We start from the raw sequence: 15,732 nt of genomic DNA, 5'->3' as shown, positions 1-15,732 counted from the left end.
GCGGGGGGCGCGGTCCGCACTCGAGGAAAGATACCATGGCCTCTCGCGCCGATCAGCTTGCTTCCAACCTCAATTTTTCGAAGTTCGGCCAGGCGACCGAACTCAAGAAGCGCATCTGGTTCACGATCGGCGCGCTGATCGTCTTCCGCTTCCTGTCGTTCGTGCCGCTGCCCGGCGTCGATCCCGTCGCGCTGTCGAACCTTTATTCGCAGGCGGCGTCGGGCGGTGTCCTCGACATCTTCAACACCTTTTCGGGCGGCAGCCTCGAGCGGATGAGCATCATCGCGCTCGGCGTCATGCCCTATATCACGGCATCGATCGTCGTTCAGCTCGCCGCGGCGCTGTCCCCCAGCCTCGCCGCGCTCAAGAAAGAGGGCGAAAGCGGGCGCAAGAAGCTCAACCAATATACGCGCTACGGCACCGTCGCGCTGACCGCGATCCAGGGCTATTTCATCGCCGTGGGGCTCGAAACGCTCGGGGCGAGCCAGGGGATCGCCGCGGTCGTCGACCCCGGCATGATGTTCCGCATCGGTGCGGTCATCTCGATCGTCGGCGGCACGCTCTTCCTGATGTGGCTCGGCGAGCAGATCACCAGCCGCGGCATCGGCAACGGCGTTTCGCTGATCATCATGGCGGGCATCCTCGCGCAGCTGCCGCGCAGCTTTGCGCAGATGTTCACGCAGGTGCGCGAAGGCTCGATGGGCGGCGGCACCGTCGTCGCGGTGATCGGCGGCGCGATCGTCATCATCGCGTTCATCAGCTTCATGGAGCGTGCGCAGCGCCGCGTGCTCGTCCAATATCCGAAGCGCGCGACCCAGCGGGGGGTGATGCAGGCCGACCGCAGCCATTTGCCGCTCAAGGTCAACACCGCGGGCGTGATTCCGCCGATCTTCGCTTCGTCGCTGCTCCTGATGCCGCTCACCGTCACGCAGATGCTCGGCAACCGCGTATCGGGCGAATCGGCGTGGGGCGATTTCCTGATCACGCTCAACCAATATCTCGCGCACGGCCAGCCGCTCTATATGGCGCTCTATGCCGGCGGCATCATCTTCTTCTGCTTCTTCTACGTCGCGGTCGTCTTCAACCCTGAGGAAACCGCCGACAATCTGAAGCGGCAGAATGGCTTCATCCCCGGCATCCGCCCGGGCAAGAACACCGCCGCCTATCTCGATTTCGTGCTGACGCGCATCACCGTGATCGGCGCGATCTATCTGGCGCTGATCTGCCTCGTGCCCGAATATTTCATCGCCGGATCGGGACTGCCCTTCCAGCTCGGCGGCACCAGCCTGCTGATCATCGTCAACGTCACGATCGACACGATCACCCAGATCCAGAGCCACATGCTCGCGCATCAATATGGCGACCTGATCAAGAAGGCCAAATTGAAGGGCGGCGTTGCACGGCGCTGATCACTCGGTTACGGCCGAAGCGAAGGTGCAACGGGAGACAGGGGCTTTCATGACGCTGAACATCATCCTGCTTGGCCCGCCGGGCGCGGGCAAGGGGACGCAGGCCGCGCGGCTCGAGGAAGAGCATGGCATGGTCCAGCTGTCGACCGGCGACATGCTGCGCGCCGCGGTCAAGGCGGGCACGCCGACGGGATTGCAGGCGAAAGCGGTGATGGACGCGGGCGAACTGGTGTCGGACGCGATCGTCTCGGGCCTGATCGGCGAGCGGCTCGACGCGCTCGGCCCCGACGTCTCGGTGATCTTCGACGGCTATCCGCGCACCGCTGCGCAGGCCGAGGCGCTCGACGCGCTCCTCGCCGAGCGCGGGCGCAAGCTCGACCATGTGATCGAGCTGGTGGTCGAGGAGGATGCGCTCGTCGATCGCATCACCGGCCGCTTTTCCTGCGCGAAATGCGGCGCGGGCTATCACGACCGTTACAAGCTGCCGAAGGTCGAAGGCACCTGCGACGTGTGCGGCAGCCACGAGTTCAAGCGCCGCCCCGACGACAATGAGGAAACGGTGCGCACGCGGATGGCCGAATATCGCGGCAAAACCGCGCCGATCCTGCCGATCTACGAGGAACGCGGCATCGTGACCCACGTTGACGGCATGGCGCCGATCGACGAGGTCAACGACGCGATCGAAACGATCCTCGCGACCGCGACCGCCTGAAGGCGCTCTGGTCAGCCCCCCGCTCCCCGGCTAAACAGTGCGGGAAGGGGGACAGGCTATGAAATTCGGGACTCGAATGGCGGTCGTGCTGCTGCCGGCGGCACTGTTCTATGCGCCCGCGGCGGGTGCCAAGGTCATCGACCAGAGCGACATCGGCTTCACCGTGGCGCACACCGCCAAGGTCGCGGCGACGCCCGGCGATGTCTGGAAGATGCTGCGCACCCCCGACAAATGGTGGTCGGCCGAGCATAGCTGGTCGGGCGACACCGCCAATTTCTGGCTCGATGCGCAGGCGGGCGGCTGTTTCTGCGAAAAGCTGCCCGGCAAAGACGGCGCGATGGGGAGCGTCCAGCACGCGCGCATCCTCTTCGCCCAGCCCGGGCAGATGATGCGCCTCTCGGGCGCCTTCGGCCCGCTGCAGGGCGAGGCGGTGACCGGCACATTGACGATCCAGATTCAGCCGACCGCCGCGGGCTCGGCGATCCGCTTCGATTATGTCGTCGGCGGCTATATGCGTTTCAAGACCGCCGAGATCGCGCCCGCGGTCGATCAGGTGATCGGCGAACAGCTCGTCGGGCTCGCCAAGGCGCTCGGCGGCGCGCTGCCGGTGACGGGCGGCAAGGCCGATGTGCCGGACGAAAAGGCGGTGCCCGCGGCCGACGCGCCCGCGAAGGACGAACCCGGCAGCCTCGACGACGCCATGGCCGACCTGCTCAAGGGCGATGCCGCGACCGGCGGCGCGGGCGGAGATTAATCCTTCGGCTTGCCCTGCAGCTTTGCGAGCGCGGCGAACGGGCCGGTCTGCTCTTCGCTGAGCACGCCCTTCCCGGCAAGGATGCGGTCGGCGTCGGGGTGACGCGGAAAGGGATCGAGCGCGAGCGACAGCGTCTGCACCGCGGCCTCGCCCAGATCGACGCGGTCGCCGTCGAGCGGCAATATGTCGCAATCCGCGCTGTCGATCTCGATTTCCTCATCCGCCGCCGCATCCGGCGCAGCATCGCGCAGGAAGCGCAGGTCGAACGCCTCGCGGATCGCCCCCGGCACGGGCAGGTCGGTCGCGGCGCACGTCTGCACGACGTCGGCGTCGATCGTTCCTTTCGCCGCGATGCCGCCTGCGACCGCGCCGATCTCGGCTTCGACGGCAAAACGATCGAGCGCGACGAGACCGAGCCGCTTCGCGATCCGTGCGCGCGCGTCCGCATCGGCTACGAGCATAACGCGGCGGCCCCGCGCCGCATCGGCGAGCGTCACGAGATACGGGAACTCGCCGTCGCTCATCCATCTTGTCCGGGAAGCCGGTCGGCGGCGATCAGCGTTTCGACCGGCATCCGCGCGAGCGCGCGGCGCAAGCGCGCAATTTCGGTCGTCACATGGTCGAGCGCGGTGTCGGAGGGCGGGCTTCCGCGCCACAGGTTGCGGACCAGCGCCTGCCGTAGCTCGTCCGATCCGTCGGCGGCGCGATAGGCGCCGAGCCGGCCGCCGAGCGCGCCGACCATCCGGCCGATCTGCTTGCCCACGACCATGTCGCCGAACCCGATCTGGCGGATCTGCCCGTCCATGTCGGCGACGAACAATTCGGTCAGCTGGACCCCCGCCGCGGCCTGTCCGGGATCGTCGTCGATCCGGTGGAGGACGAGCGACAGGACCAGGCAGACCATGTCGAAGCGCCCGTCGAGCGTGTCGGGCACGCCGCCTTCCCGATACCAGTGCGGCGCGCGGCCGGCGGCGACAACCGCCTGCCACAGCGGACGCCGCACCTCGCGCGGATCGGGGGCGGGGCGAAAGAGTTTGCGAAACGAAATCATGCCCGTTCGCTTAGGCGTATTCGGTGCGGCGGAAAAGGGGCGTGCGAGTCAGCTTCCAGCAAGCATCGGCGCGCCACAAGCGGCTTGTGCGCCGCGTCCGCTTGCGGTTAAGAGGCGCCAGACAAAGCGCAGCCAGCGCCGCCCGCCGCCGGGCGCACTGCGCGACGGAGACCATGATGCCGAATGCCAAGCCCGCCTTTGCCGCCCCTCGCCTGCGCCTTGTCGCGGCCGGCCTGATCGTCGCGCTGGCGGCGAGTGGCTGCACCCAGCTGCGCGGGCGTCAGGGCTATGTCGTCGACCCGACGCTGACGCAGGCGATCACGCCGGGCGTCGACAACCGCGAATCGGTCGAAAAGACGCTCGGTCATCCGACCTTCGTCAGCCAGTTCAGCGACAAGGAATATTATTATCTGTCGCGCGAAACGCGCCAGCTCGCCTTCGCCAAGCCGCGCCCGGTTTCGCAGCGCGTCATGCGCATCCGCTTCGACGCGCAGGGCAATGTCGTCGCGGTCGACAATACCGGGCTCGACCTCGTCAGCCGGATCAGCCCCGAAGGCGACAAGACGCCGACCCTGGGCCGCGACCGCAGCTTCTTCGACGATATCTTCGGCAATATCGGCGCGGTCGGCGCGCCTGGCATGGGCGGCGCGGGCGGCAACACCGGGCCTTAGTTTGGCGTCGCCCCCGCGAAGGCGGGGGCCGCTGGAGACATTGCGCAAGGCTGCCTGCGGCCCCCGCCTTCGCGGGGCGGCGGTTCAATCTGCGCAGGACAAACCTTATCCCGTAATCCCGCCCGCGGCGAGCACCGCAAGCGTGACGAGGTCCGAAGCCGGCGACGACATGGTCGCGACCTGCACCGGCTTTTCCATGCCGACGAGCACCGGCCCGATCACCGCGCCGCTGCCGAGTTCGCGCAGCAGCTTGGCCGACAGATTCGCCGATTGCAGCCCGGGCATGACAAGGACGTTCGCCGGCCCCGACAGGCGGCAGAAGGGATAATTTCTCATCAGCCGTTCGTTGAGTGCGACGTCGGGGGCCATTTCGCCTTCATATTCGAATTCGGGCTGGCGATCGTCGAGGATGTGGACCGCCTCGCGGATATTGTCGAGCCACGACCCCGGTGGATTGCCGAAGGTCGAATAGGACAGGAAGGCGACGCGCGGTTCGTGCCCCATGCGGCGCGCGACCAGCGCGGTGCGCTCGGCGATGTCGGCGAGCATTTCGGCGGTCGGCCGCTCGTTCACCGTCGTGTCGGCGATGAAGATCGTGTGCCGCTGCCCGACCCAGATATGCATGCCGAACGGCGTCTTGCCCTCGGCATGGTCGATCACGCGGCGCACCTCGCGCATCGTCTGCGCATAGGTGCGCGTGACGCCGGTGATCATCGCGTCGCCGAGCCCGAGCTTGAGCAGCAGCGAGCCGAAGATGTTGCGGTCGCGATTGACCATGCGCTCGCAGTCGCGGCGCAGATAGCCGCGGCGCTGGAGCCTTTTGTAGAGCATGTCGACCATTTCGGGCACATGCGGCGAATTGACGCTGTTGTGCACTTCATAGCTTTCGGGGTCGGCGACGCCGAGCTCGCGCAGCTTGTCGTGCAGCCCCTCGCGCCCGACGAGCACAGGAATCCCGTAGCCGCCTTCGCGGAACTGGATCGCCGCGCGCATCACCACTTCCTCCTCGCCCTCGGCAAAGACGACGCGCTTCGGATTCTTGCGCGCCGCTTCATAGGCGAGCGTCAGCACCGACGTCGTCGGATTGAGCCGCGCGCGCAGGCTCGTGCGATAGGCGTCGAGGTCGGCGATCGGCTTTTGCGCGACCCCCGATTCGCTTGCCGCCTGGGCGACCGCGGCGGGGACGATCTCCATCAGCCGCGGGTCGAAGGGCGAGGGGATGATATAGTCGGGGCCAAAGCTCGACGCGCGGCCCCCGTAAGCGGCGGCGACTTCTTCGGGCACCTGCTGGCGCGCGAGTTCGGCGATCGCATTGGCGGCGGCGATCTTCATCGCCTCGTTGATCGCGGTCGCGCGCACGTCGAGCGCACCCCTGAAGATGAAGGGGAAGCAGAGGACATTGTTCACCTGGTTCGGATAGTCCGAGCGGCCGGTGGCGATGATCGCATCGGGCCGCGCGGCGCGCGCGTCGGGCGGCGAGATTTCGGGATCGGGGTTCGCCATCGCAAAGATGATCGGTGCGGGCGCCATATGCTTGACCATCTCGGGCTTGAGTGCCCCCGCGGCCGACAGGCCCAGGAAGACGTCGGCGCCGACCAGCGCCTCGGTCAGGTCGCGCGCCTCGGTCGGCACCGCATGTGCCGACTTCCACTGGTCCATGCCCTCGGTGCGGCCCTGATAGATGGTGCCCTTGCGATCGCACATGATGACATGGTCGTGCGGGACGCCCATCGCCTTGATCAGCTCGGTGCAGGCGATCGCCGCGGCGCCCGCGCCATTGACCACGACCTTGATGTCTTCGAGCTTGCGCCCGGTCAGGTGGCACGCGTTGATCAGCCCGGCGGCGGTGATGATCGCGGTGCCATGCTGGTCGTCGTGGAACACCGGGATGTTCATTTTCTCTTTGAGCGCCGCTTCGATGATGAAGCAGTTGGGTGCGGCAATATCCTCCAGGTTGATGCCGCCGAAGCTGGGTTCGAGCAGCTCGACTGCGTCGATGAAGGCTTGCGGGTCCTCGGTCTTCACCTCGAGGTCGATCGAATCGACATCGGCGAAGCGCTTGAACAGCACCGCCTTGCCCTCCATCACCGGCTTCGAGGCGAGTGCGCCGAGATTGCCGAGCCCCAGGATCGCGGTGCCGTTCGAGATCACGGCGACGAGGTTGCCCTTGGCGGTATAGTCATAGGCGGCGGCGGGGTCGTCGGCGATCGCCTTCACCGGCACCGCGACGCCGGGCGAATAGGCGAGGCTGAGGTCGCGCTGCGTCGCCATCGGCTTCGAGGCGACGATCTCGATTTTCCCGGGACGGCCATAGCTGTGATAGAGAAGCGCTTCGCGATCCGAAAACTGCACCTTGCTGCCGCTGTCCATTCCTTATCCTCTCGATTGATTCACAAGATGCGCGCCCGAGCCTTTCCCCTAGCGCCGCCTCGTCAAAATGAAACCGCGAATGTTGGTCCCGATCTACCCGGCGAGACCGCCGTGCCGAATGTTTCGCGCAGAGGCCGCAGAGTGCGCAAAGAATTTGTTCACGCGGAGACGCGGAGGCGCGGAGGAAGTCGTTCCGGGCCGAACGGCCCTTTTCCTGCCACGGTCAAGCCTCACGCGAGGCGGGAGGAAAAGCCGCTTCGCGGCAAATGCTATCTCTCCGCGTCTCCGCGTGCACCCCATTTCCTTCTCTGCGATCTCTGCGCCTCTGCGCGCATTCTCTTACATGGCAGCTAAACCGTGATTGCTGACGTCGTCACCCCGGACTTGATCCGGGGTCCATTGGCGCGGCGCTGTTAGAATGGATTCCGGATCAAGTCCGGAATGACGAAGAAGAGGAAATGGCGCCGAACTGCCTCCCGGAAGCCGTCTTCGAACGCCATCTGACGACCACCGACGATGGTTGCCGACGCAGGGCTGCTGTGCGATGTAAATTTCATGGGGGAAATTCTTCGACGGATCGCCGGGGTGGCATTGTTATCGGCTTGCTTCTGCGCCGTTACCGCATGTGCGGAAGGATGGAAGGCGAGTGAGGCGGAGAGCCGTAATTGGCTTCCCGGCGCATATCCGCATCTCCAGCGCGTAATCGTGCTCTTGCGAATGTGCCAGCCAACCCGTTCAAATGGATATCAGACCATTTGGGTTGATGGCTCGAATGATGACGTGAAGCCTCGCTGCTTGTTGGGGAACGATGGTCAGATTGCGGAGATTCGCAATGAGTTACGGGAGGCGCGCCTTTTAGGTGTGAATTATTTGCCGAGCGGTGATTCTCGTGTCCCGGTGAGTTGGGCGGAGTTTATCCTGTTCAGGGAGGGCATTGCGGCGTCCGGCTCGATGACGTCCGTGAGATATGAGGCCACGCCTCAGCCCTGTGAAGCGACATCCGATGGGGACGAAAGCTTCCGTGTCTTGTATCGGCCGATCACGTCTGCACCTTGTCGATGGTTTTGGGTGCGTTCAGAAGGCTGACGTCGCTCCCCACCCCGACGCCTCCAATAACTTCCGCCGCCACCTTGCCATGCCGCCCCCAATCACTAAGCAGGGGGCGATGCCCGCCACCGCTCGAAAACCCGCGAACAGCAACGCCGCGCCCGCCGCCGCGACGCCGATGATGGCGCAATATTGGGCGCTCAAGGAAAAGGCGGGCGATTGCCTGCTCTTCTATCGCATGGGCGATTTCTTCGAGCTGTTCTTCGACGATGCCAAGGCGGCGGCTTCGACGCTCGACATCGCGCTGACCTCGCGCGGCGAGCATGGCGGGGCGCCGGTGCCGATGTGCGGCGTGCCCGTCCATTCGGCCGAATCCTATCTCGCGCGGCTGATCAAGGCGGGGCACCGCGTTGCGATCGCCGAGCAGGTCGAAACCCCGGCGGAGGCAAAGGCGCGCGGCGGGTCGAAGGCGCTCGTCGCGCGCGACATCGTGCGCTTCGTCACCGCGGGGACGCTCACCGAAGAGGCGCTGCTCGAAGGGCGCAGCGCGAACCGCCTCGCCGCGATCGCCGAAGTCGGAAGCGAGGGCAGCGTCGCGATCGCCGCCGCCGACATTTCGACCGGCCGGTTCGAGGTCGTCGCGGTCGCCCCGACGCAGGTCGAGGCCGAGCTGGCGCGGCTCGCGCCGTCCGAGCTGCTGGTGAGCGACGCGGCGGCCGATCTCCCCGCATGGGGCGCGCGCCAGCTCGTGCGGCGCCCGGCGGCGGATTTTGCCAGCGAAGCCGGGCGAAAGCGGCTCGAGGCGCTGTTCGGGGTGCAGACGCTCGACGGTTTCGGCCAGTTCGGGCGCGGCGAATGCGCGGCGATGGGGGCGCTTGCCGCCTATCTCGACCATGTCGCGACCGGCCAGCCGATCTTCCTCCAGCCGCCGGTGCGCCTGTCGGCATCGGACCGCATGGCGATCGACGCGGCGACGCGCGAAAGCCTCGAACTCGTCCGCACGATGGCGGGGACGCGCGAGGGCAGCCTGCTAGGCACCATCGACCGCACCGTCACCGCGGCCGGCGCGCGGCTGCTCGCCGACGATCTGGCGAGTCCGCTCACCGACCGCGCCGCGATCCTCGACCGCCTCGATCTCGTCGATGCGCTCGCGCGCGATGCGCTGTGGCGCGACGAATTGCGCGCCGACCTGCGCGCGCTGCCCGACGCCGGACGCGCGCTCGGGCGGCTCGTCGCGGGGCGCGGCGGCCCGCGCGACCTTGCGCAGCTGCGCGACGCGCTCGGCGGGGCGCGGCTGCTGCGCGAACGGCTCGCGCGGCGCGGCGACCTGCCGCCCTTGCTCGCGCGGCTGCTGCCGGGGCTCGACGGGCACGGCGCGCTCGTCGACGAGCTGACGCGCGCGCTGATCGAAACCCCGCCGGTCGATGCCGCGCAGGGCGGCTATGTCGCCGAGGGCTATGACGCCGCACTCGACGCGCTGCGCGAAACCGCGCGCGACGGGCGCAAGGCGATCGCCGCGCTCGAAGCGCAATATCGCGAGCGCACCGGCATCGCCTCCTTGAAGATCCGCCACAATGGCGTGCTCGGCTATCATGTCGAGGTGCCCGCTCGCCATGCCGACGCGCTGATGGCGCCCACGTCGGGCTTCACCCACCGTCAGACGCTCGCGGGCGTCGTGCGCTTCAACTCGGCCGATCTGCACGAGGCGGCGAGCCGGGTCACGCAGGCGGGCGTCCACGCGCTCGCTGCCGAGGCGGCGCATCTCGAAGCGCTCACCGAGCAGGCGACGCAGCGGCGCGAGGCGATCGCCGCGAGCTGCGACGTGCTCGCGCGGATCGACGTCGCCGCGGCGCTCGCCGACCATGCGATGAGCCATGGTTGGTGCCGCCCCGATCTCGCCGACGAACCGTGCCTCGACGTGACGGGCGGCCGCCATCCGGTGGTCGAGGCGGCGCTGGCGAAATCGGGCGAGCGCTTCGTGCCGAACGATGTCTCGCTGTCGCAGGCCGACCGGCTGTGGCTCGTCACCGGCCCCAATATGGGCGGCAAATCGACCTTCCTCAGGCAGAATGCGCTGATCGTCGTGCTTGCGCAGGCGGGCGCTTTCGTGCCTGCGAGCGCGGCGAAGCTCGGGCTCGTCGACCGGCTGTTCAGCCGCGTGGGGGCGAGCGACAATCTCGCGCGCGGGCGCTCGACCTTCATGGTCGAAATGGTCGAAACCGCGGCGATCCTCGCGCAGGCGACGCCCGACAGTTTCGTGATCCTCGACGAGGTCGGGCGCGGCACCTCGACCTACGACGGGCTCGCGCTCGCCTGGTCGGTGGTCGAGGCGGTGCATGAGGTCAACCGCTGCCGCTGCCTGTTCGCGACGCATTATCACGAGCTGACCCGCCTCGCCGAGACATTGGATGCGCTGTCGCTCCACCATGTCCGCGCGCGCGAATGGCAGGGCGATCTGGTGTTGCTGCACGAGGTTGCCGAAGGCCCGGCCGACCGCAGCTACGGCCTCGCGGTCGCGCGGCTCGCGGGCGTGCCCGCCGGTGTCGTCAAGCGCGCCGAGGCGGTGCTCGCGAAGCTCGAGGCGGGGCGTCAGGCGACCGGCGGGCTCGCGGCGGGGCTCGACGACCTGCCGCTCTTCGCCGCGACGCTCGCCGAGGCGCCCGCGGAAAAGGCCGATGCGCTGCGCGAGGCGCTCGCGGACATCGACCCCGACGCGCTCGCCCCGCGCGAGGCGCTCGAGGCGCTCTATCGGCTCAAGCAGCTATTGGCGGAGGGGGGATAGGGATCGTGGAGATTCGGCCCGGATCATGGAACAAGCCGTGTGCTCCCGCGAAGGCGGGAGCCCATCTCCTGCCCGTGCAAAATGGCGCCCACCGGAGATGGGTCCCCGCCTTCGCGGGGACACACGGCTTTCTCATGAGAGGGGCAACGACCCCGTCATCTGAGCCCGGGCGTGCGGGCAGTCAGGGGGCATATCGCGGATGAGCGGCCTGTTCGCCCATCTCGAAGGCCGCCGCGCGATCATCGACCGCCGCGCGATCGCCGAACGGCTCGAAGCGCTCGCCGCCGAAACGCGCGACAGCGGCAAGCGGCGCCGCGCGCTCGTGGGCGAACTCAGGGCCGCGCTCGAGGAGGGGCGCGCCGAGGTTGCGCGGCGGCTGATCGCGCAGCCCTCGTCGGGCCGGCTCGCGGCGCAGGCGACCGCCTTCCTGATCGACCAGATCGTCCGCCTTTCCTATGATTTCACCGTCGATCACCTCTATCCCGCGAACAATCGCTCGGCGGGCGAGCGCATCACGGTGATTGCGGTCGGCGGCTATGGCCGCGCCGAAATGGCGCCGTTCAGCGATGTCGATATCGGCTTCCTCACTCCGTTCAAGCAGACGAGCTGGACCGAACAGGTGATCGAGGCGCAGCTCTATACTTTGTGGGACCTCGGGCTGAAAGTCGGCCATTCGTCGCGCTCCCTGGACGAGATGGTGCGCGCGGCGAAGGACGACCTCACCATCACCACCGCGCTGCTCGAAGGCCGCTTCGTCTGGGGCGACCGCGACCTCTATGACCAGGCGGCGGCGCGCTTCGATGCCGAGGTCGTCGCGGGCAATGCGCGCCATTTCGTCGCCGAAAAGCTCGCCGAACGCGACGAGCGGCACAAGAGGATGGGCGATTCGCGCTATGTCGTCGAACCCAATGTGAAGGAAGGGAAGGGCGGGCTGCGCGACCTCCACACGCTGTTCTGGATCGGCAAGTTCATCCACCGCGTGCGCACCGTTCCCGAGCTCGTCGATGCGGGGCTGCTCACCGCGAAGGAGCTCAGGCAATTTTCGCGCGCCGAAAATTTCCTGCTCGCGGTGCGCTGCCACCTCCATATCCTCGCGGGACGTGCCGAGGACCGGCTGACCTTCGATTTCCAGCGCGAGATCGCGGCGCGGATGCAGTTCGCCGACCGGCCGGGGAAGAGCCCGGTCGAGCGTTTCATGCAGCTCTATTTTCTTCACGCCAAGAGCGTCGGCGACCTGACCGGCACCTTCCTCGCGCATCTCGACGAACAGATGGCGGCGCGCGGGCGGCGCTTCCTGCCCACGATCCGGCGCCGGCCGGGGAAGCTCAATGGCTTCGTTCTCGACCGCGGCCGCCTCGCCCTGCCGTCGGACGATTTCTTCGAGGCTGACCCGGTGCGGTTGCTCGAAATCTTTGCGCTCGCCGACAAATATGGGCTCGAAATCCATCCGCAGGCGATGCGCCAGGCGCGCCACGATGCGAAGCTGATCGACGGAAAAATACGGCGAATCGCGCGCGCGAACGAATTGTTCCTCGACGTGCTCACCAGCCCGCGCGATCCCGAAACGGTGCTGCGCTGGATGAACGAAGCCGGGGTTTTCGGCCGCTTCGTGCCCGATTTCGGCCGTGTCGTCGCGCAGATGCAGTTCGACATGTATCACCATTATACAGTCGACGAACACACGATCCGCGCCATCGGCCTCCTCTCCGACATCGAGCAGAACCGGCTCAAGGAGGATCACCCGCTGTCGACCGCGATCATGGACCAGATCCAGTCGCGGCGCGTCATCTACGTCGCGGTGCTGCTCCACGACATTGCCAAGGGGCGCGGCGGCGATCATAGCGTGCTCGGCGCCGAACTCGCGCTGCGCGTCTGCCCGCGGCTGGGGCTGAGCGAGGCCGAGACCGAGACGGTGTCGTGGCTCGTACGCTATCACCTCCTCATGTCGGCGACCGCGTTCAAGCGCGATCTCGCCGATTTCAAGACGATCCTCGACTTCGCGCAGGTCGTACAGAGCCCCGAGCGCCTGCGGCTGCTGCTCGTGCTCACCGTCGTCGACATCCGCGCGGTCGGTCCCGGCGTATGGAACAGCTGGAAGCGCCAACTGCTCACCGAACTCTACGATGCTGCCGAAGAAGTCCTCCGCCTCGGCCACAAGCAGCGCGGGCGCGAGGTGCGGATCGCGAGCAAGAAAGAGGAAGCGCAGGCGCTGCTCCGGATGGAGGGCAAGGATTTCGAAAAGCTCGCGAAGCGCCTCCCCGAAAGCTACTGGATCGCCGAGCCGGTCGAGGTGATCGCGGCGAACATGCTGCACATCCAGCAGGCCGGAAACGCGCCGCTGCACATCGCCGCGGTGCCCGACGACGATCGCGGCGCGACCTTGGTGATGGTGCTCGCCGCCGATCACCCCGGGCTTTTCTATCGAATCGCGGGCGGCATCCACCTTGCCGGCGGCAACATCATCGACGCGCGTATCCACACCACGCGCGACGGCCTCGCGCTCGACAATTTCCTGGTTCAGGACCCGCTGGGCCGCCCCTTCGCCGAGGCCGGGCAGATCGTGCGGCTGACCCGCGCGATCGAGGATGCCCTCGCCAACCGGCAGAAATTGCTGCCGAAGCTCGAGGCACGCGCGCTGCCGCGCACCCGCGCCGAGGCGTTTCGGGTGGCGCCGAACGTGTTCGTCGACAACAAGGCTTCGAACCGGTTCACGGTGATCGAGGTCAATGCCCAGGATCGCCCGGCGCTGTTGAACCAGCTCGCCTATGCGCTCTTCCAGTCGAAAGTGACGGTGCATTCGGCGCATGTCGCGACCTATGGCGAGCGCGCGGTCGATACTTTCTATGTCACCGACCTGATCGGCGACAAGATCGACGGCGGCGCGCGGGTGAAAAGCCTTGAAAAACGACTGCTCGAGGCAGCGGGCAGCAGCAGCGAGGACGCGGTTGCGGCGTGAATCGCCGAACTGTTGCACCATTCGTCGCTGAAAGGCCACTCTTTGTCGCACCCCTGTCTCGGCAAAGAAACATGCTGCCGGCGCCGCGGGTTTGAATCGCGTTCGCCCGTCCGGGCGGATTTGACAAGGGAGTGAACCCATGCGTTTCCAGCCCTTCATGCTCGTCGGCGCCGCCGCGCTGCTGCTTTCGGCTTGTTCGAACAATGAGGAGGTCGCCGCCGCGCCGCCGCCCCCGCCGCCTGGCGCCATTTCGGGGAGTGTGGCCGCCGATCGCGACGGCGACGGGATCATCGACGGCTATTACACCGCCGACGGCATCTATCACCCGAACGTGCAGCCCGCGCCGCCGCCGCCGCCGGCCCCGACGCAGGTCGGAGAGAAGGGCTGACCGCGCGCGCGAGGGGAATGGGGCGCCGCCGCCTTTCCCTCGCGTTGCTGGTCTTCGCCGCCGCGCCGGCCTTCGGCGCGCCGGCGGCCGTCGCCGCGGACCGTTCCGCGGCGCAGGGCGCGGCGATTCCCATCGACGACCGCGTCGCGCTGATGCTGCGCGAAGAGGCGGGCGGCGATCTGAAGGATTTCTACGCCGGGCGCGGCTATCGCCCGATCTGGGTGCATAGGGGCAAGATCGGCGCCGAGGCGGCGACACTGCTCGGCTGGCTCCAGTCGGCGCGGCTCGACGGGCTCAAATCCTCCTCCTACGATGTCGATGAACTGCGCGAACGCCTCGCTGCGGCGAAAGGCGGCGACGCCGCGGCGCTCGCGCGCGCCGAACTCGCGCTTTCGAAGCGCTTCGCCCATTATGTCCGCGACCAGCGGCGGCCGCGCGACGTCGGCATGATCTGGGCCGACAAGGATCTGAAGCCGCGGCGGCCGAGCGTCGAATCGGTGCTGCGCGCCGCGACCTTCCCGGAAGATTTCGGCTCCTATCTGAGCGCGATGGGCTGGATGAGCGAACATTATGTGCGGCTGCGCCGGCTGATGGAACATGCGCAGGAGCGCGGTGCGTCCGAGGCGGCGCTCGAGCGGATCGCGCTCAACCTGGATCGTGCGCGCGTGCTGCCGGGGCCGTGGACGCACCATATCGTCGTCGATGCGGCGGCGGGGCTGCTCTATTATTATGGCGGCGGCAAGCGCGAGGGGATGATGCGCGTCGTCGTCGGGGCGCCCGAAACGCAGACGCCGATGCTCGCGGGCAATATCCAGTGGGCGATCCTCAACCCCTATTGGAACGTCCCCGACTATCTCGCCGGACGCAGCATCGCACCCAAGGTGCTTGCGGGACGCAGCCTTGCGTCGCTGCATATGGAGGCGCTGTCCGACTGGGGCCCGAGCCCGCGCAAGCTTGATGCGTCCGAAATCGACTGGCACGCGGTCGCTGCGGGACAGCAGCTGTTGCGGCTGCGCGAACTGCCGGGCCCCCATAATTCGATGGGCAAGGTCAAATTCCTCTTCCCGAACGATGAAGGCATCTATCTCCACGACACCCCCGATCGTGCGCTGCTCCGAAAGAAGGACCGCCATTTCAGCAACGGCTGCATCCGGCTGGAAAAGGCGTCCGAACTGGGAAAGTGGCTGTTCCAGAAGCCGCTGCGCGCGAAGGACGGAACGCCCGAACAGGCGGTGCCGCTGCCCGTCGAAGTGCCGGTGTATCTCACCTATTTCACCGCGATCGCGGTCGAGAAGGGGGTGGCGTTCCGCGACGTCTATGGGCGCGACGGCTAGGTCGTAAACTCATAAATGGCGCCATCGAGGCGCCCAAATGGCGAACAGGTCGGGGCGAAAGACGCGCCGGGAAGGCTGGTTGCCTTTCCAAGCGGCTTTCGCCCCGAGATGGAAGCCATTTGGGCGTCCCGAAGGGATTTGACCAAAATGGCCCATTGCTTCGTCGAGAAGTCTTGAAATATCGACATATTCCTGTGCCTTCTCTCCTCGCACCGGGCCATTTTGCCTCAAACCTCGATGGCGCCATTTATGAGTTTA

11 protein-coding genes are annotated in these 15,732 nt (G+C 67.0%); 8 read left to right on the top strand and 3 right to left on the bottom strand.

From position 1 onward, the window contains the following. The first annotated feature begins 35 nt into the window (after positions 1-35). Genes secY through KNJ79_RS21755 form a run of 3 tightly spaced genes read left to right on the top strand, consistent with a single transcriptional unit; the run spans position 36 to position 2,875 of the window. Positions 36-1,409: a preprotein translocase subunit SecY gene (gene secY / locus KNJ79_RS21765; protein WP_089216028.1), complete on the top strand. Its 1,374-nt coding sequence runs from the start codon at positions 36-38 to the stop codon at positions 1,407-1,409. Between the two features lie 49 nt (positions 1,410-1,458). After that, positions 1,459-2,121, top strand: coding sequence for an adenylate kinase (locus KNJ79_RS21760; protein WP_317154012.1), 663 nt, complete (start codon positions 1,459-1,461; stop codon positions 2,119-2,121). A 58-nt stretch (positions 2,122-2,179) separates the two neighbouring features. Then, a complete protein-coding gene (locus tag KNJ79_RS21755) occupies positions 2,180-2,875 on the top strand; it encodes an SRPBCC family protein (RefSeq protein WP_317154011.1) in 696 nt (231 codons plus the stop codon). On the opposite strand, the gene KNJ79_RS21750 is transcribed toward KNJ79_RS21755, so the two are convergent. Together KNJ79_RS21750 and KNJ79_RS21745 are read right to left on the bottom strand one after the other, a co-directional pair. Further along, a complete protein-coding gene (locus KNJ79_RS21750; RefSeq protein WP_317154010.1) occupies positions 2,872-3,399 on the bottom strand; it encodes a YceD family protein in 528 nt (175 codons plus the stop codon). The genes KNJ79_RS21755 and KNJ79_RS21750 overlap by 4 nt on opposite strands. Next, complete coding sequence (locus KNJ79_RS21745) at positions 3,396-3,926, bottom strand: ubiquinol-cytochrome C chaperone family protein (RefSeq protein ID WP_317154009.1); 531 nt, start codon at positions 3,924-3,926, stop codon at positions 3,396-3,398. Before KNJ79_RS21745 ends, KNJ79_RS21750 begins: the two co-directional genes overlap by 4 nt. 176 nt (positions 3,927-4,102) lie before the next feature. On the opposite strand from KNJ79_RS21745, the gene KNJ79_RS21740 reads away from it, so the two are divergent. After that, positions 4,103-4,597, top strand: a complete 495-nt coding sequence (locus tag KNJ79_RS21740; protein WP_317154201.1) for an outer membrane protein assembly factor BamE — start codon at positions 4,103-4,105, stop codon at positions 4,595-4,597. 105 nt (positions 4,598-4,702) lie between these two features. Here the strand turns inward: KNJ79_RS21740 and KNJ79_RS21735 are convergent, their stop codons facing one another. After that, complete coding sequence (locus KNJ79_RS21735; RefSeq protein ID WP_317154008.1) at positions 4,703-6,967, bottom strand: NADP-dependent malic enzyme; 2,265 nt, start codon at positions 6,965-6,967, stop codon at positions 4,703-4,705. Between the two features lie 1,165 nt (positions 6,968-8,132). Here KNJ79_RS21735 and mutS point away from each other — a divergent pair. The 4 genes from mutS (at position 8,133) to KNJ79_RS21715 (ending at position 15,474) form a co-directional block, all read left to right on the top strand. After that, the gene (gene mutS / locus KNJ79_RS21730; RefSeq protein ID WP_317154007.1) at positions 8,133-10,796 is read left to right on the top strand and encodes a DNA mismatch repair protein MutS; all 2,664 of its coding nucleotides are present in this window, start codon (positions 8,133-8,135) and stop codon (positions 10,794-10,796) included. A gap of 199 nt (positions 10,797-10,995) precedes the next feature. Further along, positions 10,996-13,752 carry a [protein-PII] uridylyltransferase gene (locus tag KNJ79_RS21725; RefSeq protein WP_317154006.1) on the top strand — a complete coding sequence of 919 codons (2,757 nt, stop codon included), beginning with the start codon at positions 10,996-10,998 and terminating at the stop codon, positions 13,750-13,752. 139 nt (positions 13,753-13,891) lie between these two features. Further along, positions 13,892-14,140 carry a hypothetical protein gene (locus KNJ79_RS21720; protein ID WP_317154005.1) on the top strand — a complete coding sequence of 83 codons (249 nt, stop codon included), beginning with the start codon at positions 13,892-13,894 and terminating at the stop codon, positions 14,138-14,140. Positions 14,141-14,157: 17 nt separating this feature from the next. Beyond that, the gene (locus tag KNJ79_RS21715) at positions 14,158-15,474 is read left to right on the top strand and encodes a L,D-transpeptidase scaffold domain-containing protein (RefSeq protein ID WP_317154004.1); all 1,317 of its coding nucleotides are present in this window, start codon (positions 14,158-14,160) and stop codon (positions 15,472-15,474) included. Positions 15,475-15,732 lie beyond the last annotated feature (258 nt).

Origin of the sequence: Sphingopyxis indica, from assembly GCF_032879645.1 — a bacterium.
Lineage (GTDB): Bacteria > Pseudomonadota > Alphaproteobacteria > Sphingomonadales > Sphingomonadaceae > Sphingopyxis > Sphingopyxis indica.
The sequence above is the reverse complement of the archived record's forward strand: the minus strand, read 5'-3'. Positions and strand labels throughout refer to the sequence as shown.

Coding starts and splice junctions, on each gene's coding strand:
- secY (WP_089216028.1), top strand. CDS start 36: ATGGCCTCTCGCGCCGATCAGCTTGCTTCCAACCTCAATTTTTCGAAG.
- KNJ79_RS21760 (WP_317154012.1), top strand. CDS start 1,459: ATGACGCTGAACATCATCCTGCTTGGCCCGCCGGGCGCGGGCAAGGGG.
- KNJ79_RS21755 (WP_317154011.1), top strand. CDS start 2,180: ATGAAATTCGGGACTCGAATGGCGGTCGTGCTGCTGCCGGCGGCACTG.
- KNJ79_RS21750 (WP_317154010.1), bottom strand. CDS start 3,399: ATGAGCGACGGCGAGTTCCCGTATCTCGTGACGCTCGCCGATGCGGCG.
- KNJ79_RS21745 (WP_317154009.1), bottom strand. CDS start 3,926: ATGATTTCGTTTCGCAAACTCTTTCGCCCCGCCCCCGATCCGCGCGAG.
- KNJ79_RS21740 (WP_317154201.1), top strand. CDS start 4,103: ATGCCGAATGCCAAGCCCGCCTTTGCCGCCCCTCGCCTGCGCCTTGTC.
- KNJ79_RS21735 (WP_317154008.1), bottom strand. CDS start 6,967: ATGGACAGCGGCAGCAAGGTGCAGTTTTCGGATCGCGAAGCGCTTCTC.
- mutS (WP_317154007.1), top strand. CDS start 8,133: ATGCCCGCCACCGCTCGAAAACCCGCGAACAGCAACGCCGCGCCCGCC.
- KNJ79_RS21725 (WP_317154006.1), top strand. CDS start 10,996: ATGAGCGGCCTGTTCGCCCATCTCGAAGGCCGCCGCGCGATCATCGAC.
- KNJ79_RS21720 (WP_317154005.1), top strand. CDS start 13,892: ATGCGTTTCCAGCCCTTCATGCTCGTCGGCGCCGCCGCGCTGCTGCTT.
- KNJ79_RS21715 (WP_317154004.1), top strand. CDS start 14,158: ATGGGGCGCCGCCGCCTTTCCCTCGCGTTGCTGGTCTTCGCCGCCGCG.